This window comes from Streptococcus sp. SR1 (assembly GCF_000526075.1).
Taxonomy (GTDB): domain Bacteria; phylum Bacillota; class Bacilli; order Lactobacillales; family Streptococcaceae; genus Streptococcus; species Streptococcus halitosis.
Map to the genome: position 1 here is coordinate 49,215 of NZ_JATR01000013.1, position 21,257 is coordinate 70,471.

Sequence of the window (21,257 nt, forward strand, 5' to 3'; positions counted from 1 at the left end):
CTTTGAAAGGGTATACTAATACAAATTTAACCTTTAAGGGGAGTCCAGAGAGACTCACAAGGTGTCAGATAAAAGGGATAGGGGACTCTCTGTGGAGACTTTTTAAGTGTGCGCATGAGTTCTAGCCTAACCTAACTGAGGCCTTGCATTAGCAAGGCCTTTTCTTTATCTGGTCCCCTTAAATTTAAGGAGGAAAATCATGAATCCCACATGTAAGAAGCGTTTGGGTGCCATTCGTTTGGAAACCATGAAGGTGGTTGAACAGGAGGAAATTGCGCCAGCAATCTTTGAATTAGTTCTAGAAGGAGAAATGGTTGAAGCTATGCGAGCAGGCCAATTTCTACATCTACGTGTGCCTGATGATGCCCATCTCTTGCGCCGTCCTATTTCAATTTCGTCTATTGACAAGGCAAATAAGCAGTGTCATCTCATTTATCGGATAGAGGGTGCTGGAACCGCTATTTTTTCAACCTTAAGTCAGGGAGATACTCTTGATGTGATGGGGCCTCAGGGAAATGGTTTTGACTTGTCTGATTTAGACAATCAGAGCCAAGTTCTCCTCGTTGGTGGTGGGATCGGTGTTCCACCCTTGCTTGAGGTGGCTAAGGAATTGCATGCGCGTGGGGTGACAGTAGTGACAGTCCTCGGTTTTGCGACTAAGGATGCTGTTATTCTCGAAACCGAATTGGCCCAATATGGTCAGGTATTTGTAACGACAGATGATGGTTCTTATAGCATCAAGGGAAATGTTTCTGTTGTTATCAATGATTTAGGTAGTCAATTTGATGCGGTTTACTCATGTGGGGCACCTGGAATGATGAAGTACATCAATCAAACCTTTTATGACCACCCAAGAGCCTACCTATCTCTGGAATCTCGTATGGCTTGTGGGATGGGGGCTTGCTATGCCTGCGTTCTAAAAGTGCCAGATAGTGAGACTGTCAGTCAACGCGTCTGTGAAGATGGCCCTGTTTTCCGCACAGGAACAGTTGTGTTATAAGGAGAAAATTATGACTAAAAATCGTTTACAAGTTTCTCTTCCTGGTTTGGATTTGAAAAATCCAATTATACCAGCATCAGGCTGTTTTGGTTTTGGTCAAGAGTATGCCAAGTACTATGATTTAGACCTTTTAGGCTCTATTATGATCAAGGCGACGACACTTGAACCCCGTTTTGGCAATCCAACTCCAAGGGTGGCAGAGACACCTGCTGGTATGCTCAACGCAATCGGTTTACAAAATCCTGGTTTAGAAGCTGTTTTGGCTGAAAAACTTCCTTGGTTGGAAAGAGAATACCCAAATCTTCCTATCATCGCTAATGTAGCTGGCTTTTCAAAACAAGAGTACGCTGCCGTTTCTCAGGGGATTTCCAAGGCTACAAATGTAAAAGCTATCGAGCTCAATATCTCTTGTCCGAATGTGGATCATGGCAATCATGGACTTTTGATTGGGCAAGATCCTGATCTAGCTTATGAAGTGGTAAAGGCAGCTGTGGAAGCCTCTGATGTGCCAGTTTATGTTAAGTTAACCCCTAGCGTGACGGATATTGTCACCGTCGCAAAAGCAGCAGAGTATGCAGGGGCAAGTGGCTTAACCATGATCAATACTCTAGTCGGTATGCGCTTTGACCTTAAAACCAGAAAACCAATCCTAGCCAATGGAACAGGTGGAATGTCTGGTCCAGCAGTCTTTCCAGTAGCCCTCAAACTCATTCGTCAAGTCGCCCAAACAACAGACCTTCCCATCATTGGAATGGGAGGAGTGGATTCGGCAGAGGCTGCACTAGAAATGTATCTGGCTGGAGCGTCTGCCATCGGAGTTGGAACAGCCAACTTTACCAATCCTTATGCCTGTCCTGATATCATCGAAAATTTACCAAAAGTTATGGACAAATATGGCATTAGCAGTTTGGAAGATCTCCGTAAGGAAGTCAAAGCCAGTCTGAGATAAGCTAGGTCTTCCTTATTGTCAACAAGAAATAGAATCTTCATCAATTTGTAATATTTTCGTCGGTTAACTATGTTACAATAGGGTTTAGAAAACGTTATTGGAGCATTTAAATGAAACGATGGAAAGTGGCCCTAGTAAGTGCTGGCTTATTGGGGTGTTTTTTTACTGTACTAGAAACAGCTAAAGCAGATGAAGGGACTTGGAAAGGAAAGACCTACCTCAAAGCTGATGGAAAACCAGCAACCAACCAGTGGATCTTTGACCAAACGTATCAGAATTGGTTTTATCTTAAGGCTGATGGACAACGTGCAGAAAACGGCTGGCTGACTGTTGGTGGTAAGGATTACTATTTTAACGAGACCGGGAAATTAGCCACAAAAGCTTGGATTAACCAGTACTATGTGGCTGAAAGTGGTGCTAGGGTCAAGAATCAATGGGTGTTTGACCAAGAAAAACAATCCTGGTATTATCTCAAGTCTGATGGTCAAAAAGCTCAAAATGAGTGGATTCAACAAGGTCAGGAAAAATATTACCTTAAAGAAGATGGCAAGATGGCCAAAGATGAGTGGGTCACTCAAGGTGGAAACGAGTACTACGTTAATTCTCAAGGTAAAATGCTGAGAGGTACTTGGCTTGGTAAGAACTATTTGTCAGAAAATGGTAATAAGGTCAAACAAGGTTGGATTTATGATGACAACTATAGCAGTTGGTTCTACATTCAACAAGATGGTACCTATGCTGAAAATGGCTGGCAAACCATAGATGGAAAGGACTACCATTTCAAATTTGGAGGCTATCTTTCTACCGAGCGCTGGATTGGCCGCTTCTATGTTGCAAAGAGTGGAGCTAAACTGAAATCCGAATGGCTCTTTGACAAGAATTATAACTCGTGGTTTTACTTGCAAGCAGACGGAACCTATGCTGAAAAAGGCTGGGAAACGATCAAAGGCAAGGATTACCATTTCAAATCCGGTGGCTACCTCTCCACAGAAACTTGGATTGACCGTAGCTATGTGACGAGCAGTGGAGCAAAAGCAGGTAAAGGTTGGCTCTTTGACAAGAATTATAACTCTTGGTTCTATATTAACTCTGATGGAAATTATGCCAATAAAGAATGGCTCTGGGATAATGGTTACTACTATCTCAAATCTGGCGGTTATATGGCTGCGAGTGAGTGGGTATGGTACAAGAACAATTGGTTCTACCTCAAGTCAAACGGGAAGATGGCTGAGAAAGAGCTTATCTACGATTCATCCGACCAATCATGGTATTACCTTAAATCAGGCGGTTATATGGCAAAAAACGAGACTGTAGATGGTCATACCTTGGATGCTTCCGGTAAATGGCATGTTGCGGATAAAACCAAATATTACAAAGTTAAACCTATCACAGCCTATGTCTACAGTGCATCTGGAGAAATCTTGAGTTATATCAACCAAGGAAGCATTGTCTCACTGGATAGCTCTACTCGAAAAGGTGGCCGACTTGCAGTTTCGATTTCTGGCTTGTCTGGCTATATGAATCAAAGTGATTTGACAGCAGTGGATGAAGGAAGCGAATTTATCCCTCATTATACTACTGATGGGAAATTCCTCTACCATGAACTCTCTCCATATACGAGTATCAAAGTAGCTCCACACACCTCTGCCATGGTTATTGGTAAGAAGTACTACTCAACTGATGGAGAGCATTTTGATGGTTTTACCATTAAAAATCCTTTCCTTTATAAAAACTTGAGAGAACCAAGTAATTATAGTGCAGCTGAATTGGATAAACTGTATTCGTTGATGAACTTGCAGGATAGTCCTCTAGCAGGTAAAGGAGCGACTTTCAAAGAAGCTGAGGAACGCTATGGTGTCAATGCCCTTTACTTGATGGCGCATAGTGCTCTTGAAAGTGCGTGGGGACGCAGTCAAATTGCCAGAGATAAGAACAACTTCTTTGGTATTGCTGCTTATGATACTAGCCCATATCTCTCAGCCAAGAGCTTTGATAATGTGGACAAAGGAATTCTCGGAGCAGCCAAGTGGATTCGTGAGAACTACATCGACTATGGCAGAGACCACCTTGGGAACAAAGCTTCTGGTATGAATGTTCGCTATGCTTCTGATCCATACTGGGGTGAGAAGATAGCCAGCATCATGATGACCATCAATAGCAAACTTGGTGGGAAAGACTAATCAAAAGAAATCAACGGTAACTACTGAAAAGTGGTTATCGTTTTTGTTTTGGACATCGGGGGAGAAATAGTATAATAACAGTATATTTATTCTTGAACAATTAACAAAATGATGGTAAAATGTAATAGGAGATATTAATCTAATCACCATATAAAAAGGAGATTTTTATGAAAAAGCTACTATCCTTCTCAATTGCCTTGATTTCAATCACAACACTAGTTGCTTGTTCTGGACATAAGGCGGAATCAAAGGTCCCAGAAGAAAAAATTGAACAGAAGCAAATCAAGTTTGATGAGAAGTTGTTTAAAGAAGCTGGACTCTTGCCTTTTAAAAATGAGAAGCAACTAGAACTTGGAGAATTAGATTCTAAATCACGCGCAACAGGTGCTCATATTCAACTTAAGGACAGTGATGAACCAAAAGAGAAGAGAGAGCCTAAGATAAGTTATAACCCGGTTGGTTGGCACAATTATAAATTCTTTTATGGTGATGGTAAAAAAGAAGCTTGGTTGATGAGTCGTGGTCATTTGGTTGGGTACCAGTTTAGTGGATTAAACGATGAAAAGAAAAACTTGGTTCCTATGACTAACTGGCTCAATGCTGGAAATTATTCTGGAACAGATGACCAAAACCAAAGTAGCATGCTTTATTATGAAAATCGGTTGGACTCTTGGCTGGCTAATCACCCAAACTACTATCTTGACTACAAGGTGACCCCAATCTATCAAAAAGATGAATTGATTCCGAGACAGATTGAATTGCAGTATGTGGGAATAGATGAAAATGGCAAACTTTTGGAAATCAAGCTGGGTGGTAGTAAAGAAAAGGTTGATCAGTATTCTGTGACGCATGTCGTTTTAGACAATGTTTCAGTTAATGCGGAAATCAATTATTTGGATGGTACTGCTAAAAATACAGTTGAAAATGCAAAGATAAAAGAAAAGGCTAAGAAGGAAGCTGAGGAAAAAGCCAAGAAGGAAGCTGAGGAAAAAGCCAAGAAAGAGGCTGAGGAAAAAGAAGCAGCTGAAAAGAAAGCAAAAGAAGAAGAGCAAGAAAAAGCTCGCCAAGCCGCACAAGAAAAGGAAGAAAGCCAGGAATCAAACTCGCAATCAACAAATTCAGGTGGCTACTTCAGAGATAGAAAAGGGAGATGGCACAGACCAAATGGTAAATTTGCTTCTAAGAAAGAAATCAGAGAAGCTGGATTGCAGTGGTAGGAAGAATTTAGTAGATATACAGTCAAAAAGCCGTTGGAAAACGGTTTTTTTGTTGCTTGTTTTGATGTATTATAGTAAAATTGTGAAGATATTAAATACTTTTTGGAGATTGAAATGAAGAAAAAAATAATGATATTGTCAATGTGTCTCATCATAGGAATTTCTGGTCTGGGCTACTATTTCTTGTCCTATGCGCCACATCAAGCTGCTGTGACTAAGTTTGAAGATGTAGTAAAGGATTTAAATGAAAAAAATAAAGAAGTTGAAGATCAAATAGCTGAGGCTGAAAAGGTTGTTGATAATGATGAAGAACCTCTTGATTCTAAGACATTGGAAGAATTGAAATCAACTATAAAGGATAGCAAAGATTCACTTCGTAAAGCACCAGAAATGGAGAAAGCGACTGCTAAGATTGAGAAGCAAATTGAAGAATTAAGTCAACCATTAGATTATAGTGAAACAAAAAAGAATTTATCTGAAAAATTGATTCACTATCAAAATAGCATTCTTCAATTAAAACAAATTACAAATCCTTCAAGTTCTTTTATTGAAGAAAGACTCAAAGAAATTGAATCAATTACTGGAGTACAATCTGTTACGGAGGATAATGACCCTAATAAAAAATTAAATAAACAAGGTGGGTATACAGCGTCTGTATATTTTGTTGACAAGCAAGTGAATGAATCTGTAGAAGGCTCAGATATTGTTCAAAAAGGTAATGATGCTGGTGGAAATATAGAGGTTTATAAGACAAAAGAAGATGCAGAGAAACGCAATACTTATATTAGTGCTTTTGATGGAACTGCTTTGAATCCGGGATCACACTATGTTTATGGAACCATATTAATTCGCACTTCGCACCATTTAACAGGAACGCAACAGAAAGAACTGACTGAGAAAATCTACAATAAATTAATTGAACTGAAATAATAAAAAAAATTGGATAGCTATTTGTTTTATTGAATTAAGACACAGTCAAAAAGCCGTTGGAAAACGGTTTTTTGTTATAATTAAATGAAGAATGTAGAATTAAAGGAGAACATCATGACTTTTGAAGAAATCCTGCCTGGGTTAAAGGCTAAGAAAAAATATGTACGAACTGGTTGGGGAGGGGCAGAAAACTATGTCCAACTTTTTGACACCATCGAGCAAAACGGGGTTGCACTTGAAGTGACGCCTTATTTCCTAATCAACGTGTCTGGAGAAGGGGAAGGTTTTTCCATGTGGAGCCCGACACCTTGTGATATTTTGGCGACGGACTGGGTAGAAGTCCATGACTAGACGTGTATTGATTACGGGAGTAAGTTCAGGGATTGGTCTGGCTCAAGCCCGCCTCTTTTTAGAGAAGGGTTATCAAGTATATGGAGTTGATCAAGGTGAAAATCCATTCTTGGAGGGTGATTTCTACTTTTTACAGAGAGATTTGACCTTGGACTTGAAACCTGTTTTTGACTGGTGCCCTCGGGTGGATGTTTTGTGCAATACTGCAGGAGTTTTGGATGCTTACAAACCCCTATTGGAACAATCAGCCCAGGAAATTCAAGAGATTTTTGAAATCAACTATATGACTCCTGTCGAGTTGACTCGTTATTATTTGACGCAAATGCTGGAAAATAAAAAAGGAATCATCATCAATATGTGTTCGATTGCTTCAAGTCTAGCTGGCGGAGGTGGTCACGCCTATACCTCGTCTAAGCACGCCTTAGCTGGCTTTACCAAGCAGTTGGCTCTAGACTATGCTGAGGCTGGTATTCAGGTCTTTGGGATTGCTCCAGGAGCAGTCAAGACAGCTATGACCGCTGCGGACTTTGAACCAGGTGGATTGGCTGACTGGGTGGCTAGTGAAACGCCAATCAAGCGCTGGATTGAGCCAGAGGAAGTAGCAGAGATTAGCCTTTTCTTAGCAAGTGAAAAGGCGAGCGCCATGCAAGGACAAGTCCTGACAGTGGATGGTGGCTGGAGTTTGAAGTGATGCTTTGGTACAGTTTGCATTGTTCACTATTGGAGGTTAAAGATGGAACAAGATATATTTGGATTTGAGTTTCCAAGTTTCTACCATCAGTTTTTATTGGAATGGGACGAAGTGGATCCTTATGAGATTGGTGACTCAGGTATCTGTTTATATTCTAAGGAGGATCTCTTAGAGCGTAATGAGACCTATCAGATAGAAGTAGATGAACCAGACTTCTTTATGATTGGTCAAGAGGGAGATTTGGCCTACTTTATCAAGAAAAATGCTGATGATTGCATTTATGAAAATGATTTGGGTGCTTTGGGCTCTTTAGAAATGCAAAAAGTTGCTGCAACTGTCTATGACTTTATTGACAAGGTCTTAGAAGAAAGATTGTAAAAACCGGAGGGATAATTATGCTGAGAGCAACAGATGCGAATGAGCCAATTACAAGAGAAGACCTTTTACAATTTGAGGAGAACCTCGGAAAGAAATTGCCGGAAGCCATGTTAAACTTTTATCTCAAGTACAATGGTGGTCAATCTTGTGTGTCTGGTGTTCATGATGACAAACATCTCTTTCCTTTCAATGCTTTTTATTCATTAGAGGAGATGGAGAAGGCCCTCAACTGGTTTGACGATGAGGTTGTTCCTGCTGGATTTCAGGCTAAAGACCTCCTTCATTTTGCCTATGATCCTGGGTCTGGAAACTATGCTCTGTCTCTAAGGGAAGAAGATTATGGCAAGGTTTACTACTATGTTTTAGAAGAAAGAGCTGAGATTTTTGGTCAATGGCTTTCATTTGAGGCTTTTCTGACTAGTTTTGTGGAAGGTGAGTAGAAATAAAAGGAGCAATCATGCGTAAATACCAATTCTTTTCACTAGCAGATATTTTAGAGCAAGTTAAGTTAGAACAATGTACTCAAGATGACTTTTGCCTCTATGACAATGATGAAGGGAATTTGGCTTTCGATAGCCTTTATTTTGGTGTCGGATTATCCAGTTGTAGTTGATGATAAAGATGTCTACCCTGTGGGAAGTAGTAGAGAGAAATCTTAATCTGGTATATTATGGTGAGCATCTGATAGATGTCCTTCTAGTGCATTGGATGAAAAGCCAGACGCAAGCCCTGAATACTTGGTCGATGCCTTAATTTATTATAATCAACATGATACTTTTATTCCCTTTGCCTAGTAACTAAGCTGGATTTGCATAGTTCTATTAAACATAAGCGAATACAGTAAGGAGTCAAGAAATGATAGATTACAAAATGGTAAATAAAAAAATTTCACCTTTTAAATTTTTAGTCCATGATGAAGAGACACAAAGTGTTCGAGGGTCGCTCATTTATTATCCTGATGGAGAATACAGACAGGAAGTATTCGACACTCGGGAAGATGAGGGATTCGAAGGAAATGGATACGATTGGGCATCTCTTGCTTTGATATTTTTAGAGGAAAAAATGCCTGAATTAAGCGAATCTATTGACTTTGATCCAGAAGGGAGTATGTTTTGTGCCTATTCTTCCAATATTGATGCCTTAGCAACATTTGCTTTAGGTTTTAAGGAGTTTTGCGACGATTCTGAGTCTATGATAGACTTGTTTAGTCGAGCAGAGTTAGATTAGCTGATTAGAAAAGCTTTAACTACTAGATATTTGACTAGGGAAAAGACACAAAGGAGTTAAGATGAAGCTGATAGAAGTATTTGAGCTAGTGGAAAATCATTCTGATTTAAAACCCTATGTAGAAAAAATATTAAAAAAGTACAAGAAGACCAACTGTTCCTATCTTGAGTCTCTTAATCACCTTGCTTATTTACTCTATCTATATGGTCAAAAAGAACTAGCTAAAAAGTTGTTAGATATTTTGCTACAAATTCCCTTTGAAGGAGATTATAATAGTTGGACCTTTGTTGAGAGTTCGATAGTCTTGTTGGCCTATATGGAAAAGCAGACGGAAAATCAGGTATCCATCTATCAAAATCTCCTTTTAAGTCCACTAGATTCTGGGGAGAAATCAACTAGAAAAATAAGAAGGAGAGTACATCAGAGATTTTTGAATGGTGATACTTTGGAACAAAAGCTTGCAAAAATCGAGCAAGCTTCGACCTTTACATCTGAAATTGAATGGCGCTTACTTTACTTAGCAGACTTGTTAAAACTCGAGTTATTTAGTGCGGAATCAACTCTGGACGAGGCGGATATCCAGTCTAAAATAGAAGAACAAATCGAAAGATTACAAAGCTTTATCAAGGAGCAAGGTATTGTTAGCCTTTTCCCTTTTAAGGGATGAGGAAGTGTGGCTAAATTTAAAGGATGGAAAGAGGTGAATGGCTATGAAGAACCAGCTAGCCCTTAGCGGCGAGAAAATCGCTGAAAAAGTTTTTCCTCAGTTATTGCACCACGTCGGTATGATTCGTGGGGAATACTTACTGAGAGAGCTCAATCAAAACATCCTATTAGCAAGTTGTCAGCAATTTGTAAAAGATTATCTAGATACCATTTGCTCCTTGTACTCTGGTGAAGAGGTGTGGTATCGTTTTTCAGAATTAACGAATACAGAAGCTAATTGTCTAAAGGGGACTAAAGAGTATTTTGATGAAAATCATCCCTTATTTGGATATAGAGGGATAAGGCGTTTGCTGGCGTGTCCGAATGAATTTCAGGCTGAGGCAAATGTCGTTACAGAAGTTTATCATACAAATCCCAATCTGTCTGTTATCTTTCCTTTTGTCAATGATGCCGACCAATTAAAACAAGCTATTACAGTATTACGTCAGCATGGTTTTACTGGGAAAATCGGCACAATGATTGAATTACCGTCAGCTTATTTTGACTTGTACAGGATACTGGAAACGGGTATTTCAAAGATTATAGTTGGAATGAATGATTTGACTTCTTTTGTTTTTGCGACTGTGAGAAATAGTCAATGGCATGATATGGAAAGTCCCATTATGTTAGATATGCTAAGACAGATGCAGGATAAAGCGAAGATGAAAAAGATTGACTTTGCTGTAGCAGGCTATCTGAATGCTTCTTTCATACAAAAAATGAATCAGATGGGTATCAAGTGTATTATCCACTACAGTTCTATTCCAGAGATTTTTGATTTAGAGATTGATCATCCAGACCACCTCAAACGTGTAAAAGAAGAAAGTAAAAAATTACAAAGGAGCAACCCATGACACCGCAAGAAATGTGGAATGCATACAAGCAAATTAACCCCTCGATTGGAGATGAGATAGATGCCTGGGCTTTTGGAGTGGAAGCCGATGCCTTGGCAGATTTGGTTTTAAAAGGCGAAAAGACAGCAACCGCCTCAGTCTACGACCTCTACGCACTAGAAGACGAATCTCTTCCACAAGAAGGAACCTTCGATGTCATTTTAGACAGTCAAAATCAGGCTGTCTGCATTGTCGAAATTACCAAGGTTTCCGTTCAGCCTTTCAATCAAGTTTCTGCAGACCATGCCTACAAGGAAGGTGAGGGAGACAAATCTTTAGCCTATTGGCGCCAGGTTCATGAGGACTTTTTCACCGAGTGGATGAGGGAGGCTGGACTGACTTTTACACCTGACAGCAAGGTCGTTTTGGAAGAATTTCGCAAGGTCTACCCACTGTAGACTGTAGAAGGAAGAAAGTTTTGGAAATTACCGTCCAATCCTTTTTTCTAAAGCAAAACATGATATAATATGTTTGTTTGAAGAAGAGTAAAACTCTTAAACTTAGAATAGGAGAAAACTATGCAAGCAGTTGAACATTTTATTACGCAATTTGTTCCTGAACATTATGATTTATTTTTGGACTTGAGTCGTGAGACCAAGACATTTTCTGGGAAGGTGACCATCACTGGTCAAGCCAAGAGTGACCGTATTTCCCTTCACCAAAAAGATTTGGAAATCGCTTCTGTAGAAGTTGCGGGTCAAGCTCGTCCATTTTCAGTTGATCATGAAAATGAAGCCCTTCATGTCGAATTGGCTGAGGCTGGTCAAGTTGAATTAGTCATCGCTTTTTCAGGAAAAATCACAGACAACATGACAGGTATTTACCCTTCTTACTACACAGTGGATGGTGTCAAGAAGGAAGTATTGTCTACTCAGTTTGAAAGCCATTTTGCGCGTGAAGCCTTTCCGTGTGTGGATGAGCCAGAAGCCAAAGCAACCTTTGATCTCGCTCTCCGTTTTGACCAAGCAGAAGGTGAGTTGGCCTTGTCTAACATGCCAGAAATAGATGTTGAAAACCGCAAGCAAACAGGCATCTGGAAGTTTGCGACAACACCTCGCATGTCATCTTACTTATTGGCTTTTGTTGCTGGTGACTTGCAAGGGGTGACCGCTAAAACCAAGAATGGTACCCTCGTAGGAGTATACTCAACCAAAGCACATCCACTATCAAACCTTGATTTCTCATTGGACATTGCCGTTCGCTCAATCGAGTTTTACGAAGATTACTACGGAGTTAAGTACCCAATCCCTCAATCTCTCCATATCGCCCTCCCTGACTTCTCAGCAGGTGCCATGGAAAACTGGGGTCTGGTAACCTACCGTGAAGTTTACTTGGTTGTGGATGAGAACTCAACCTTTGCTAGCCGTCAACAAGTTGCCCTAGTTGTAGCACATGAGTTGGCTCACCAATGGTTTGGTAACCTCGTGACTATGAAATGGTGGGATGACCTCTGGCTCAATGAAAGCTTCGCTAACATGATGGAATACGTCTGTGTCGATGCCATCGAGCCAAGTTGGAATATTTTTGAAGATTTCCAAACAGGTGGTGTTCCAGCGGCACTTAAACGCGATGCGACGGATGGTGTTCAGTCTGTCCATGTTGAAGTTAAACACCCAGATGAAATCAATACCCTCTTTGACGGAGCTATCGTCTATGCCAAAGGAAGCCGTCTCATGCACATGCTTCGTCGTTGGCTAGGTGATGCTGATTTTGCTAAAGGCTTGCATGCTTACTTTGAAAAGCACCAGTACAGCAACACCATCGGTCGTGACCTTTGGAATGCCCTCGGACAAGCATCAGGTCGTGATGTCGCAGCCTTCATGGATTCTTGGTTGGAACAGCCTGGATATCCAGTTCTCACTGTCAAAGTTGAAAATGATGTCTTGAAGATTTCACAAAAACAATTCTTCATCGGTGAGCACGAAGACAAGAATCGTCTTTGGGTAGTACCCCTTAACAGTAACTGGAAAGGTTTGCCAGATACACTCGAAACTGAAAGCATCGAAATTCCAGGTTATGCAGCGCTTCTTGCTGAAAATGAAGGAGCTCTTCGTCTCAACACTGAAAATACTGCCCACTATATTACCGACTATCAAGGAGACTTGTTAGAAGCTGTTCTTGCTGAGCTAGAGACACTTGATAACACAAGCAAACAGCAAATTGTTCAAGAACGTCGTTTGTTGGCTGAAGCAGGGCACATTTCTTATGCAGACTTGCTTCCAGTCCTTGATAAACTAGCTAAGGAAGAGTCTTACTTGGTAGTTTCAGCTGTATATCAAGTGATTGCTGCCCTTGAGCGCTTTATCGATGAAGGAACAGCAACTGAGAAAGCCTTTAATACACTCGTTGCTAAATTGGCTCGTCACAACTATGACCGTCTTGGTTTTGAAGCTAAAGATGGTGAATCAGATGAAGACGAATTGGTTCGTCAGTTGACCATTTCCATGATGATTCGCTCTAATGATGCAGAAGCTAGTCAAGTCGCTAGCCAAATCTTTGCAGCTCACAAGGAAAATCTTGCAGGACTTCCAGCAGCAATTCGTGCTCAAGTGCTCATCAATGAGATGAAACACCATGAGACAAAGGATTTGGTTGCAGCTTATCTGGACCTCTACACTCATGCCACAGATGCGGTCTTTAAACGCCAGTTGGCAGCTGCTCTAGCATATAGCACAGATGCCGACAATATCCAAACCTTGATTGACTCATGGAAAGATAAATTTGTAGTCAAACCACAGGACCTTTCTTCTTGGTACCTTCAATTCCTAGGACACCAAGCTACCCAAGAAACTGTTTGGGTTTGGGCGCGTGAAAACTGGGATTGGATCAAGGCAGCTCTCGGTGGCGACATGAGTTTTGATAGCTTTGTCATCTTCCCATCACACATCTTTAAAACTGAGCAACGCTTGGCAGAGTACAAGGAATTCTTTGAGCCACAACTCTCTGACCTTGCTCTTAGCCGTAACATCCGCATGGGGATCAAAGATATCGCAGCGCGTGTTGACTTGATTAAGCGTGAGAAAGCAGCAGTCGAAGCTGTTGTAGCCCAATATGCCAAAGCTTAATTCGTTTGAAATGTAAACAAAAACTCAACTTTCTATCTGAAAACGAGAGAGAGTTGAGTTTTTTTTAAGGCAATTTTGGTATAATAATCATAACAAGGAGGAGTTTCTGATGATAAAAATCTTATTAGTAGAAGATGACCTGGGCCTGTCAAATTCAGTATTTGACTTTTTAGATGATTTTGCAGATGTCATGCAGGTCTTTGATGGAGAAGAAGGTCTCTACGAAGCTGAAAGTGGCGTCTATGACTTGATTTTGCTTGACCTGATGTTGCCTGAAAAAAATGGCTTCCAAGTCTTGAAAGAGTTGCGCGAAAAAGGAATTACGACACCAGTCCTTATCATGACTGCTAAGGAAAGTTTGGATGACAAGGGACATGGTTTTGAGTTGGGAGCGGATGACTACCTCACCAAACCTTTCTATCTAGAAGAACTTAAAATGCGGATCCAAGCCCTTCTCAAACGTTCAGGTAAGTTTAACGAAAACACCTTGACCTATGGGGATATTGTCGTCAACCTTTCAACGAATGAAGTGAAGGTGGAAGATACTCCTGTGGAACTACTCGGAAAAGAGTTTGAGTTATTGGTTTACTTCCTTCAAAATCAAAATGTTATTCTTCCCAAGACGCAAATTTTTGACCGCCTATGGGGATTTGATAGCGATACGACGATTTCCGTTGTAGAAGTCTATGTCTCAAAAGTTCGTAAGAAATTGAAGGGAACAGCCTTTGCTGAAAATCTTCAAACCTTGCGTAGTGTCGGGTATATTTTAAAAGATGTTCAATAAACTAAAAAAAACATGGTATGCGGATGATTTCAGCTATTTCATTCGAAACTTTGGAGTGTTCACCCTGATCTTCTCTGCTATGACCTTGATTATCCTTCAGGTCATGCACTCGAGTCTCTACACTTCTGTAGATGAAAAACTCCAAGCCCTTAGCACTAGCCCTCAAGCTGTTATCCAATTAGCCCTTAATCGGGCAACTGAGGAAGTCAAGGATATTCAACCAGCAACAGCGGATGCCAGCAAGGCTGAAATCAAGCCCAATGTTAGCTCCAATACAGAAGTCTTGCTCTTTGACAAGGATTTTAACCAACTCTTACTGGGCAATCGCTTTTTAGGCTTGGACAAGATCAAACTGGACAAGAAAGAGTTGAATCATATTCGGCAAATCCAAGTTGTCAATAGCTACGGTCAGGAAGAAACCTACCGGATGATCTTGATGGAAACAAATTCGTCCACTGTTTCAAGCAACGTCAAATATGCGGCGGTTTTAATCAATACCAGTCAGCTCGAGCAAATCAGCCAAAACCATGAGCATTTAATCGTAGTGGTCATGGCCAGTTTCTGGCTTCTGTCTTTAATTGCTAGTGTTTACCTGGCACGTGTCAGTGTCAAACCATTGCTGGAAAGTATGCAAAAGCAGAAGTCCTTTGTTGAAAATGCGAGCCACGAACTGAGAACACCTTTGGCCGTTTTACAAAATCGTTTAGAGAATCTCTTTCGAAAACCGGAAGCGACGATCATGGAATCCAGCGAAAGCATTGCTTCTAGCCTCGAAGAAGTTCGGAACATGCGTTTCCTCACGACCAATCTTCTCAACCTTGCACGTCGAGATGATGGAATCAAACCAGAAATAGCAGAAGTATCACCACAGTTTTTTAAGACTACCTTTGCCAACTATGAGTTGATTGCTTCTGAAAATGATCGTATTTTTGAGTATGAAAATCGGATTTATCGTTCCTTTATGACCGATCAGTTGCTTCTAAAACAGCTCATGACTATCTTATTTGATAATGCCATTAAGTATACTGAAGAAGATGGGAAAATTGAGTTTGTGGTCCATGCTACGGATCGCCACCTCTATCTATCCGTAACGGATAACGGAATTGGGATCTCAGCTACCGATAAGAAGAAAATCTTTGACCGCTTTTATCGTGTAGACAAGGCGAGAACTCGTCAGAAAGGCGGTTTTGGTCTAGGTTTGTCTTTGGCCAAGCAAATCGTTGATGCCTTACGAGGAACGATTACCGTTAAAGATAACAAGCCTAGAGGAACGATTTTTGAAATTAAGATTGCTATCCAATCTCCTCCCAAACGTAAGAATAAATAAAAAGACAGTTTTAAAACTGTCTTTTTTGATAACTAGAAAAGAGGTTGGTACCACTACCAACCTTTATTTTGAAATTTTTCGTTTAATGATCTTTCGTTGGAGTTGGAGGAGTGCCAAGCTTGCCCCTATAGCAGCAACAAATGATAAAGCTGTGTTCAATTTTAAGGCTAAAAAGATAAAACTAAAAAACACCATAAAAATACAAAAACAAGCAATATTTACAAAAAATAAAATTTCTTTTAAATTGGAGCTAACAGGAGCTTCCAGTGTATAGTCTTGATAAAGCGGAGTTTGATTCGATTCGGAAGTTTGTTCAAACTCATAAGCTTCTAATTTTCTTGCGGGCATGATTCTCTCCTTAACAGTACCTAACTATTTTATCATTTTTTATGCAGAGAATTATTACAGGATTGTTACAAAACTACTAAAGTCTCTTATCATCTTTTAAGTCACTCTTCTTGACACCCACTAGAGAAAGTGATAGCATGGATGTTACACTTAAAACAGATGACCTGACTTTCTCTATTATAAATATACTGAGAAAGGAAAGGATAACTTATATAAATTGATAGCAAGCTGAGGCTTTTTCCTAAGATGATTTGTTAAGTTGCTACCTTGATTCATTTTAAAAGAATAGGTAGGAGTTGTTTTGAATGGATGATAAGACAGAGATTCTGTCTATTGGACTGGGAGGCTTTTTACTACCTCTGGGGAAAGTTAAAGGAGATAAGCATGTATCTTGCTATCAAAGAAATAGTAAGAAACAAACTTCGATATAGTTTGATTCTAACTACCATTTTTCTTATCGCTTTTATGGTCTTTTTTATGACCAGTCTAGCTCTTGGTCTTGTGCGAAATAACCGAGCAGCTATTGATAATTGGCAAGCAACGGGTATCGTTTTATCCGACTACGCAAATGATAATTTGACGGCATCCTTTATTCCTGAAAAGGACTACAAGGATAAGAGATCTGAAGAGGCTGCTCCATTGGGCTATATGTTCGCTGTAACCAATCTAGTCGATGGTAGTGAAAAGGTCAATGTTTCCATTTTTGCTCAAGACTGGGACTCTTTTATCTCTCCTAGTTTGACGGAGGGACGTTATCCTGAAGGAGATGATGAGGTTGTTGTGGATCAGTCTTTTGGGAACTATGGGATGAAGCTAGGTGATGCCATTCAGCTCAATGGAAGCGAGGCAAGCTACAAGATTGTAGGCCTGACTCAAGGAAATAAGTTTTTCACCGAGCCTGTTGTCTTTACGAGTCTGACAACTTATTGGACCTTACAAGGAACCTTGAAAGCCAATCGTTCCATCTCTGCCTTGGTATTGAAAAATGACAGAGAAGTGACTGGCGACGGACTGAAACAGATTTCCATTCCAAAAATGATATCGAAAATTCCTGGCTACACACCTCAGGTTAATGTATTTTCAGGGATGATTCTCGCTATGATTGTCATCACTGGCTTGATTGTGGGGATTTTTGTTTATATCATTACTATCCAAAAACTAGGACTTTATGGAATAATGCGAGCTCAAGGAATACAGATCAAAACCATTGTATGGTCTCTTTTCTGTCAAATCTTCCTCCTAGCTGGTATGGGGATTACTTTAGCCTTGCTGGCAATCGGAGGGGTGATTTTTGTCTTACCAGCTACCTTCTTTTTCTACCCAAGTTGGATAGCCTACTCTATTCTAAGCTTGGTAATTTCCTTGATGGCCCTTCTAGGTGGTGTCATTTCACTTCCACGCTTGCTAAAGGTGGACCCGATTACTGCGATTGCAGAGTGATAAGGAGAATAGTATGACAGCATTGATTGAAATGACTCAAGTGACAAAAACCTACGGGGAAGGAAAGATGAAAGTCGTTGCCCTGCATGAGACGAATTTTCAGCTAAATGCGGGAGAGTTCGTAGCTATTGTTGGACCTTCTGGCTCTGGCAAGACAACCTTTTTAACAACTCTAGGACAACTTCAGGAAGCATCGAGTGGAAAGATTCTAGTAAAGGGGAAGGAAACAGGCAGTTTGACGGAGAAGGAAAAAACAGATCTCCGTTTTAGAGAGTTTGGTTTCATTCTCCAGGCTTCAAACCTAATTCCTTTCCTAACAGTTAAGGAACAGTTGGATTTGATTGACAGACTGGATAAGGGAAAAAATAGTAAAAGTGACCGAAAAGAGCTCTTTGAGTTGTTGGATTTGGAAAAAGTTCAAAATCATTATCCCAAAGCTCTATCGGGTGGCGAACGTCAGCGTGCCGCGATTGCTAGAGCGCTCTATAACAATCCAAGCATTGTGCTTGCAGATGAGCCGACAGCAAGTCTAGACACCGAGCGTGCTTACCAAGTAACGGAGATGCTGGCTGCTATTGCCCATGAACAAGGTAGAGGAGTTGTTATGATTACGCATGATACTCGCCTTCTTGATAAGGTTGATCGTATTTATGTCATGAACGATGGCCACCTAGTTGAAGAAGTACATGCATAAAATAGAGTGAATGGTACAAGTTACTGTTCACTTTTTGATTGCAAACTTTAAAAAAGACTTTGACTTTTTATAAAACTACTAGTATTCATAGCTGATTTTTGAGAATTGTGGTATAATTTTCCTTATGGAAAAGATTATTATTACAGCAACTGCTGAAAGTATTGAACAAGTTGAACAACTGCTTGAAGCTGGTGTAGACCGTATCTATGTCGGTGAGAAAGATTTTGGTCTTCGTCTGCCAACGACTTTTAGTCATGACCAATTGCGTGAGATTGCTAAGTTGGTTCATGAAGCAGGCAAGGAATTGATTGTCGCGGTTAATGCCCTCATGCACCAAGATATGATGGACCGTATCAAGCCTTTCCTAGATTTCTTGGAAGAAATCAAGACAGACTATATTACTGTTGGGGATGCAGGTGTTTTTTACGTAGTCAACCGTGATGGCTATTCCTTTAAGACCATCTACGATGCTTCAACTATGGTGACAAGCAGTCGTCAGATTAACTTCTGGGGTCAAAAGGCTGGCGCATCTGAGGCGGTTTTGGCGCGTGAAATTCCATCTGCCGAGCTCTTCAAGATGCCTGAGATTTTGGCAATTCCTGCTGAAGTCTTGGTTTACGGAGCTAGCGTCATCCACCATTCTAAGCGTCCGCTCTTGCAAAACTACTATAACTTTACGCATATCGATGACGAAAAGACGCGTAAACGTGACCTCTTCTTGGCAGAGCCAAGTGACCCAGAGAGCCATTACTCTATCTTTGAAGACAATCATGGTACCCATATCTTTGCCAACAATGACCTTGATTTGATGACCAAATTGACAGAGTTGGTGGATCACGGCTTTACTCATTGGAAGCTAGAAGGTCTCTACACCCCAGGTCAAAATTTTGTAGAAATTGCCAAACTCTTTATTCAAGCGCGTAGCTTGATCCAAGAGGGAAATTTCAGCCATGACCAAGCTTTCTTGTTAGATGAGGAAGTGCGCAAGTTACACCCTAAAAACCGTTTCCTTGATACAGGATTCTATGATTACGATCCTGATATGGTTAAATAGGACACCAAAACCCGAAATAAAAATGTTCGGGTTTTTCAAGTGTATTCATGAAATAAAAACGGATACATGTTATAATAAAAGTAGCTCTTTAATGGAGGTGTTTAAGTGGAGAATCTGAAAAAGATGGCAGGTATCAAGGCTGCTGAGTTTGTCAAGGATGGTATGGTAGTCGGTCTGGGAACTGGCTCTACTGCCTACTATTTCGTAGAAGAAATCGGTCGTCGGATTAAGGAAGAAGGTTTGCAGATTACTGCTGTAACGACTTCCAGTGTGACCAGTAAACAGGCTGAAGGTCTTAACATCCCGCTCAAGTCGATTGATCAAGTAGACTTTGTCGATGTGACGGTTGACGGGGCGGATGAAGTAGATAGTCAGTTTAACGGAATCAAAGGTGGTGGTGGTGCCCTTCTGATGGAGAAGGTTGTCGCAACGCCCTCAAAAGAATACATTTGGGTGGTCGATGAAAGCAAACTGGTCAAGAAACTAGGTGCTTTTAAATTGCCTGTAGAAGTGGTTCAGTATGGTGGAGAACAGGTCTTTCGTCGGTTTGAGCGAGCTGGCTACAAACCAAGTTTCCGTGAAAAAGACGGCCAACGTTTTGTGACCGATATGCAGAACTTTATCATTGACCTAGCCTTGGATGTCATTGAAGATCCAATTGCCTTCGGGCAAGAATTGGACCATGTCGTTGGTGTCGTAGAGCACGGCTTGTTTAACCAAATGGTGGATAAGGTCATCGTAGCGGGACGAGATGGGGTTCAGATTTTAACTTCAACAAAAGCAAGATAACTAAGATAGTAAGGAGATACACTATGTCAAAATTTAATCGTATTCACTTGGTAGTACTCGATTCTGTAGGAATCGGTGCCGCACCAGATGCCAATAACTTTGTCAATGCAGGAGTTCCAGATGGAGCTTCTGACACACTGGGGCACATTTCAAAAACAGTTGGTTTGAATGTGCCAAACATGGCTAAAATCGGTCTAGGAAATATTCCTCGTGAAACTCCTCTGAAGACGGTACCAGCTGAAAGCAACCCAACAGGTTATGCAACAAAATTGGAAGAAGTATCACTTGGTAAGGATACCATGACTGGACACTGGGAAATCATGGGACTCAATATTACCGAGCCTTTTGATACTTTCTGGAACGGATTCCCAGAAGAAATCTTGACAAAAATCGAAGAATTCTCAGGACGTAAGGTCATTCGTGAAGCCAACAAACCTTACTCAGGTACAGCTGTTATCGATGATTTCGGACCACGTCAAATGGAAACTGGGGAGTTGATTATCTATACTTCAGCTGACCCTGTTTTGCAAATTGCTGCCCACGAAGACATCATTCCTTTGGATGAATTGTACCGTATCTGTGAATACGCTCGTTCGATTACACTTGAACGTCCTGCCCTTCTAGGTCGTATCATTGCCCGTCCGTATGTTGGTGAACCAGGTAACTTCACTCGCACAGCAAATCGTCGTGACTTGGCCGTTTCCCCATTTGCACCAACTGTTTTGGATAAATTGAATGACGCTGGCATCGATACTTATGCTGTTGGTAAAATCAACGATATCTTTAACGGCGCGGGTATCAATCATGACATGGGCCACAACAAGTCAAACAGCCACGGAATTGATACACTATTGAAGACAATGGGACTTGCTGAATTTGAAAAAGGATTCTCCTTCACAAACTTGGTGGACTTTGATGCCCTTTACGGCCACCGCCGCAATGCTCATGGTTACCGTGATTGCTTGCATGAGTTCGATGAGCGCTTGCCTGAAATTATCGCAGCCATGAGAGAGAACGACCTTCTCTTGATTACTGCGGACCATGGAAATGACCCAACCTATGCAGGAACAGACCACACTCGTGAATATATCCCACTTTTAGCATACAGCCCTAGCTTTAAAGGAAATGGTGTCATTCCAGTTGGACATTTCGCAGATATCTCAGCGACAGTTGCCGATAACTTTGGTGTGGAAACTGCCATGATTGGTGAAAGTTTCTTAGATAAATTGGTATAA

Annotated in this window: 23 protein-coding genes; 22 read left to right on the top strand and 1 reads right to left on the bottom strand. The window is 40.8% G+C overall.

Going from position 1 to position 21,257, the window contains the following annotated elements; genetic code table 11:
* Positions 1-199 precede the first annotated feature (199 nt).
* The 17 genes from HMPREF1518_RS02945 to HMPREF1518_RS03020 all read left to right on the top strand — a co-directional run bounded on the left by HMPREF1518_RS02945 (position 200) and on the right by HMPREF1518_RS03020 (position 15,697).
* Positions 200-1,000 (top strand): dihydroorotate dehydrogenase electron transfer subunit, encoded by an 801-nt coding sequence (locus HMPREF1518_RS02945; RefSeq protein WP_001070094.1) that lies wholly within the window; start codon positions 200-202, stop codon positions 998-1,000.
* Positions 963-1,949, top strand: coding sequence for a dihydroorotate dehydrogenase (locus HMPREF1518_RS02950; protein ID WP_197018554.1), 987 nt, complete (start codon positions 963-965; stop codon positions 1,947-1,949). The genes HMPREF1518_RS02945 and HMPREF1518_RS02950 overlap by 38 nt, the downstream gene beginning before the upstream one ends.
* 110 nt (positions 1,950-2,059) lie before the next feature.
* Positions 2,060-4,129, top strand: coding sequence for a glucosaminidase domain-containing protein (locus HMPREF1518_RS02955; protein WP_033584047.1), 2,070 nt, complete (start codon positions 2,060-2,062; stop codon positions 4,127-4,129).
* A 167-nt stretch (positions 4,130-4,296) separates the two neighbouring features.
* On the top strand, positions 4,297-5,346 hold the full coding sequence (locus tag HMPREF1518_RS02960; protein WP_033584049.1) for a DNA/RNA non-specific endonuclease: 1,050 nt from the start codon (positions 4,297-4,299) through the stop codon (positions 5,344-5,346).
* Positions 5,347-5,460: 114 nt separating this feature from the next.
* Entirely contained in the window at positions 5,461-6,276 is an 816-nt protein-coding gene (locus HMPREF1518_RS02965; protein ID WP_033584051.1) for a hypothetical protein, read from the top strand.
* A 114-nt stretch (positions 6,277-6,390) separates the two neighbouring features.
* Positions 6,391-6,627 carry a DUF2829 domain-containing protein gene (locus HMPREF1518_RS02970; protein ID WP_033584053.1) on the top strand — a complete coding sequence of 79 codons (237 nt, stop codon included), beginning with the start codon at positions 6,391-6,393 and terminating at the stop codon, positions 6,625-6,627.
* Entirely contained in the window at positions 6,620-7,318 is a 699-nt protein-coding gene (locus tag HMPREF1518_RS02975) for a 3-oxoacyl-ACP reductase (RefSeq protein ID WP_033584055.1), read from the top strand. The genes HMPREF1518_RS02970 and HMPREF1518_RS02975 overlap by 8 nt, the downstream gene beginning before the upstream one ends.
* A 42-nt stretch (positions 7,319-7,360) precedes the next feature.
* On the top strand, positions 7,361-7,696 hold the full coding sequence (locus tag HMPREF1518_RS02980; protein WP_033584057.1) for a hypothetical protein: 336 nt from the start codon (positions 7,361-7,363) through the stop codon (positions 7,694-7,696).
* 17 nt (positions 7,697-7,713) lie between these two features.
* Complete coding sequence (locus HMPREF1518_RS02985; protein WP_033584059.1) at positions 7,714-8,136, top strand: SMI1/KNR4 family protein; 423 nt, start codon at positions 7,714-7,716, stop codon at positions 8,134-8,136.
* Positions 8,137-8,153: 17 nt separating this feature from the next.
* Complete coding sequence (locus tag HMPREF1518_RS10890) at positions 8,154-8,309, top strand: hypothetical protein (RefSeq protein ID WP_197018556.1); 156 nt, start codon at positions 8,154-8,156, stop codon at positions 8,307-8,309.
* Between the two features lie 242 nt (positions 8,310-8,551).
* A complete protein-coding gene (locus HMPREF1518_RS02990; RefSeq protein ID WP_000568346.1) occupies positions 8,552-8,923 on the top strand; it encodes an Imm51 family immunity protein in 372 nt (123 codons plus the stop codon).
* A gap of 61 nt (positions 8,924-8,984) precedes the next feature.
* Entirely contained in the window at positions 8,985-9,590 is a 606-nt protein-coding gene (locus HMPREF1518_RS02995) for a DUF6707 family protein (RefSeq protein WP_033584061.1), read from the top strand.
* A 43-nt stretch (positions 9,591-9,633) separates the two neighbouring features.
* The gene (locus tag HMPREF1518_RS03000; protein ID WP_033584228.1) at positions 9,634-10,482 is read left to right on the top strand and encodes a putative PEP-binding protein; all 849 of its coding nucleotides are present in this window, start codon (positions 9,634-9,636) and stop codon (positions 10,480-10,482) included.
* The gene (locus HMPREF1518_RS03005; protein ID WP_033584063.1) at positions 10,479-10,919 is read left to right on the top strand and encodes an ASCH domain-containing protein; all 441 of its coding nucleotides are present in this window, start codon (positions 10,479-10,481) and stop codon (positions 10,917-10,919) included. Before HMPREF1518_RS03000 ends, HMPREF1518_RS03005 begins: the two co-directional genes overlap by 4 nt.
* Positions 10,920-11,039: 120 nt before the next feature.
* Entirely contained in the window at positions 11,040-13,586 is a 2,547-nt protein-coding gene (locus tag HMPREF1518_RS03010; RefSeq protein ID WP_033584065.1) for a M1 family metallopeptidase, read from the top strand.
* 109 nt (positions 13,587-13,695) lie between these two features.
* Positions 13,696-14,370 (top strand): two-component system response regulator CiaR, encoded by a 675-nt coding sequence (gene ciaR / locus HMPREF1518_RS03015; RefSeq protein WP_000590630.1) that lies wholly within the window; start codon positions 13,696-13,698, stop codon positions 14,368-14,370.
* The gene (locus HMPREF1518_RS03020; RefSeq protein ID WP_033584067.1) at positions 14,360-15,697 is read left to right on the top strand and encodes a sensor histidine kinase; all 1,338 of its coding nucleotides are present in this window, start codon (positions 14,360-14,362) and stop codon (positions 15,695-15,697) included. Before ciaR ends, HMPREF1518_RS03020 begins: the two co-directional genes overlap by 11 nt.
* A 63-nt stretch (positions 15,698-15,760) precedes the next feature.
* Here HMPREF1518_RS03020 and HMPREF1518_RS03025 read toward each other — a convergent pair whose 3' ends face one another.
* Complete coding sequence (locus HMPREF1518_RS03025) at positions 15,761-16,045, bottom strand: DUF3270 domain-containing protein (RefSeq protein WP_001111515.1); 285 nt, start codon at positions 16,043-16,045, stop codon at positions 15,761-15,763.
* Between the two features lie 384 nt (positions 16,046-16,429).
* Between HMPREF1518_RS03025 and HMPREF1518_RS03030 the strand changes: the two genes are divergently transcribed.
* The 5 genes from HMPREF1518_RS03030 (at position 16,430) to HMPREF1518_RS03050 (ending at position 21,257) form a co-directional block, all read left to right on the top strand.
* Positions 16,430-17,485: an ABC transporter permease gene (locus HMPREF1518_RS03030; RefSeq protein ID WP_033584069.1), complete on the top strand. Its 1,056-nt coding sequence runs from the start codon at positions 16,430-16,432 to the stop codon at positions 17,483-17,485.
* Between the two features lie 13 nt (positions 17,486-17,498).
* Complete coding sequence (locus HMPREF1518_RS03035; protein ID WP_033584071.1) at positions 17,499-18,179, top strand: ABC transporter ATP-binding protein; 681 nt, start codon at positions 17,499-17,501, stop codon at positions 18,177-18,179.
* Positions 18,180-18,303: 124 nt separating this feature from the next.
* Positions 18,304-19,233, top strand: a complete 930-nt coding sequence (locus tag HMPREF1518_RS03040; RefSeq protein ID WP_033584073.1) for a peptidase U32 family protein — start codon at positions 18,304-18,306, stop codon at positions 19,231-19,233.
* 105 nt (positions 19,234-19,338) lie between these two features.
* Positions 19,339-20,022, top strand: a complete 684-nt coding sequence (gene rpiA, locus HMPREF1518_RS03045; RefSeq protein WP_033584075.1) for a ribose-5-phosphate isomerase RpiA — start codon at positions 19,339-19,341, stop codon at positions 20,020-20,022.
* Between the two features lie 23 nt (positions 20,023-20,045).
* Entirely contained in the window at positions 20,046-21,257 is a 1,212-nt protein-coding gene (locus HMPREF1518_RS03050) for a phosphopentomutase (RefSeq protein ID WP_033584076.1), read from the top strand.

What these genes read in the sequence shown, in the direction of transcription:
- HMPREF1518_RS03005 (WP_033584063.1), top strand. Translation starts at nt 10,479, where the DNA reads ATGACACCGCAAGAAATGTGGAATGCATACAAGCAAATTAACCCCTCG.
- HMPREF1518_RS03035 (WP_033584071.1), top strand. Translation starts at nt 17,499, where the DNA reads ATGACAGCATTGATTGAAATGACTCAAGTGACAAAAACCTACGGGGAA.
- HMPREF1518_RS02990 (WP_000568346.1), top strand. Translation starts at nt 8,552, where the DNA reads ATGATAGATTACAAAATGGTAAATAAAAAAATTTCACCTTTTAAATTT.
- HMPREF1518_RS03050 (WP_033584076.1), top strand. Translation starts at nt 20,046, where the DNA reads ATGTCAAAATTTAATCGTATTCACTTGGTAGTACTCGATTCTGTAGGA.
- HMPREF1518_RS03020 (WP_033584067.1), top strand. Translation starts at nt 14,360, where the DNA reads ATGTTCAATAAACTAAAAAAAACATGGTATGCGGATGATTTCAGCTAT.
- HMPREF1518_RS02950 (WP_197018554.1), top strand. Translation starts at nt 963, where the DNA reads ATGGCCCTGTTTTCCGCACAGGAACAGTTGTGTTATAAGGAGAAAATT.
- HMPREF1518_RS02955 (WP_033584047.1), top strand. Translation starts at nt 2,060, where the DNA reads ATGAAACGATGGAAAGTGGCCCTAGTAAGTGCTGGCTTATTGGGGTGT.
- HMPREF1518_RS03000 (WP_033584228.1), top strand. Translation starts at nt 9,634, where the DNA reads ATGAAGAACCAGCTAGCCCTTAGCGGCGAGAAAATCGCTGAAAAAGTT.
- HMPREF1518_RS02985 (WP_033584059.1), top strand. Translation starts at nt 7,714, where the DNA reads ATGCTGAGAGCAACAGATGCGAATGAGCCAATTACAAGAGAAGACCTT.
- HMPREF1518_RS10890 (WP_197018556.1), top strand. Translation starts at nt 8,154, where the DNA reads ATGCGTAAATACCAATTCTTTTCACTAGCAGATATTTTAGAGCAAGTT.
- HMPREF1518_RS02980 (WP_033584057.1), top strand. Translation starts at nt 7,361, where the DNA reads ATGGAACAAGATATATTTGGATTTGAGTTTCCAAGTTTCTACCATCAG.
- HMPREF1518_RS03040 (WP_033584073.1), top strand. Translation starts at nt 18,304, where the DNA reads ATGGAAAAGATTATTATTACAGCAACTGCTGAAAGTATTGAACAAGTT.
- HMPREF1518_RS02995 (WP_033584061.1), top strand. Translation starts at nt 8,985, where the DNA reads ATGAAGCTGATAGAAGTATTTGAGCTAGTGGAAAATCATTCTGATTTA.
- HMPREF1518_RS02960 (WP_033584049.1), top strand. Translation starts at nt 4,297, where the DNA reads ATGAAAAAGCTACTATCCTTCTCAATTGCCTTGATTTCAATCACAACA.
- HMPREF1518_RS02945 (WP_001070094.1), top strand. Translation starts at nt 200, where the DNA reads ATGAATCCCACATGTAAGAAGCGTTTGGGTGCCATTCGTTTGGAAACC.
- HMPREF1518_RS02965 (WP_033584051.1), top strand. Translation starts at nt 5,461, where the DNA reads ATGAAGAAAAAAATAATGATATTGTCAATGTGTCTCATCATAGGAATT.
- HMPREF1518_RS03030 (WP_033584069.1), top strand. Translation starts at nt 16,430, where the DNA reads ATGTATCTTGCTATCAAAGAAATAGTAAGAAACAAACTTCGATATAGT.
- ciaR (WP_000590630.1), top strand. Translation starts at nt 13,696, where the DNA reads ATGATAAAAATCTTATTAGTAGAAGATGACCTGGGCCTGTCAAATTCA.
- HMPREF1518_RS02970 (WP_033584053.1), top strand. Translation starts at nt 6,391, where the DNA reads ATGACTTTTGAAGAAATCCTGCCTGGGTTAAAGGCTAAGAAAAAATAT.
- HMPREF1518_RS03025 (WP_001111515.1), bottom strand. Translation starts at nt 16,045, where the DNA reads ATGCCCGCAAGAAAATTAGAAGCTTATGAGTTTGAACAAACTTCCGAA.
- HMPREF1518_RS02975 (WP_033584055.1), top strand. Translation starts at nt 6,620, where the DNA reads ATGACTAGACGTGTATTGATTACGGGAGTAAGTTCAGGGATTGGTCTG.
- HMPREF1518_RS03010 (WP_033584065.1), top strand. Translation starts at nt 11,040, where the DNA reads ATGCAAGCAGTTGAACATTTTATTACGCAATTTGTTCCTGAACATTAT.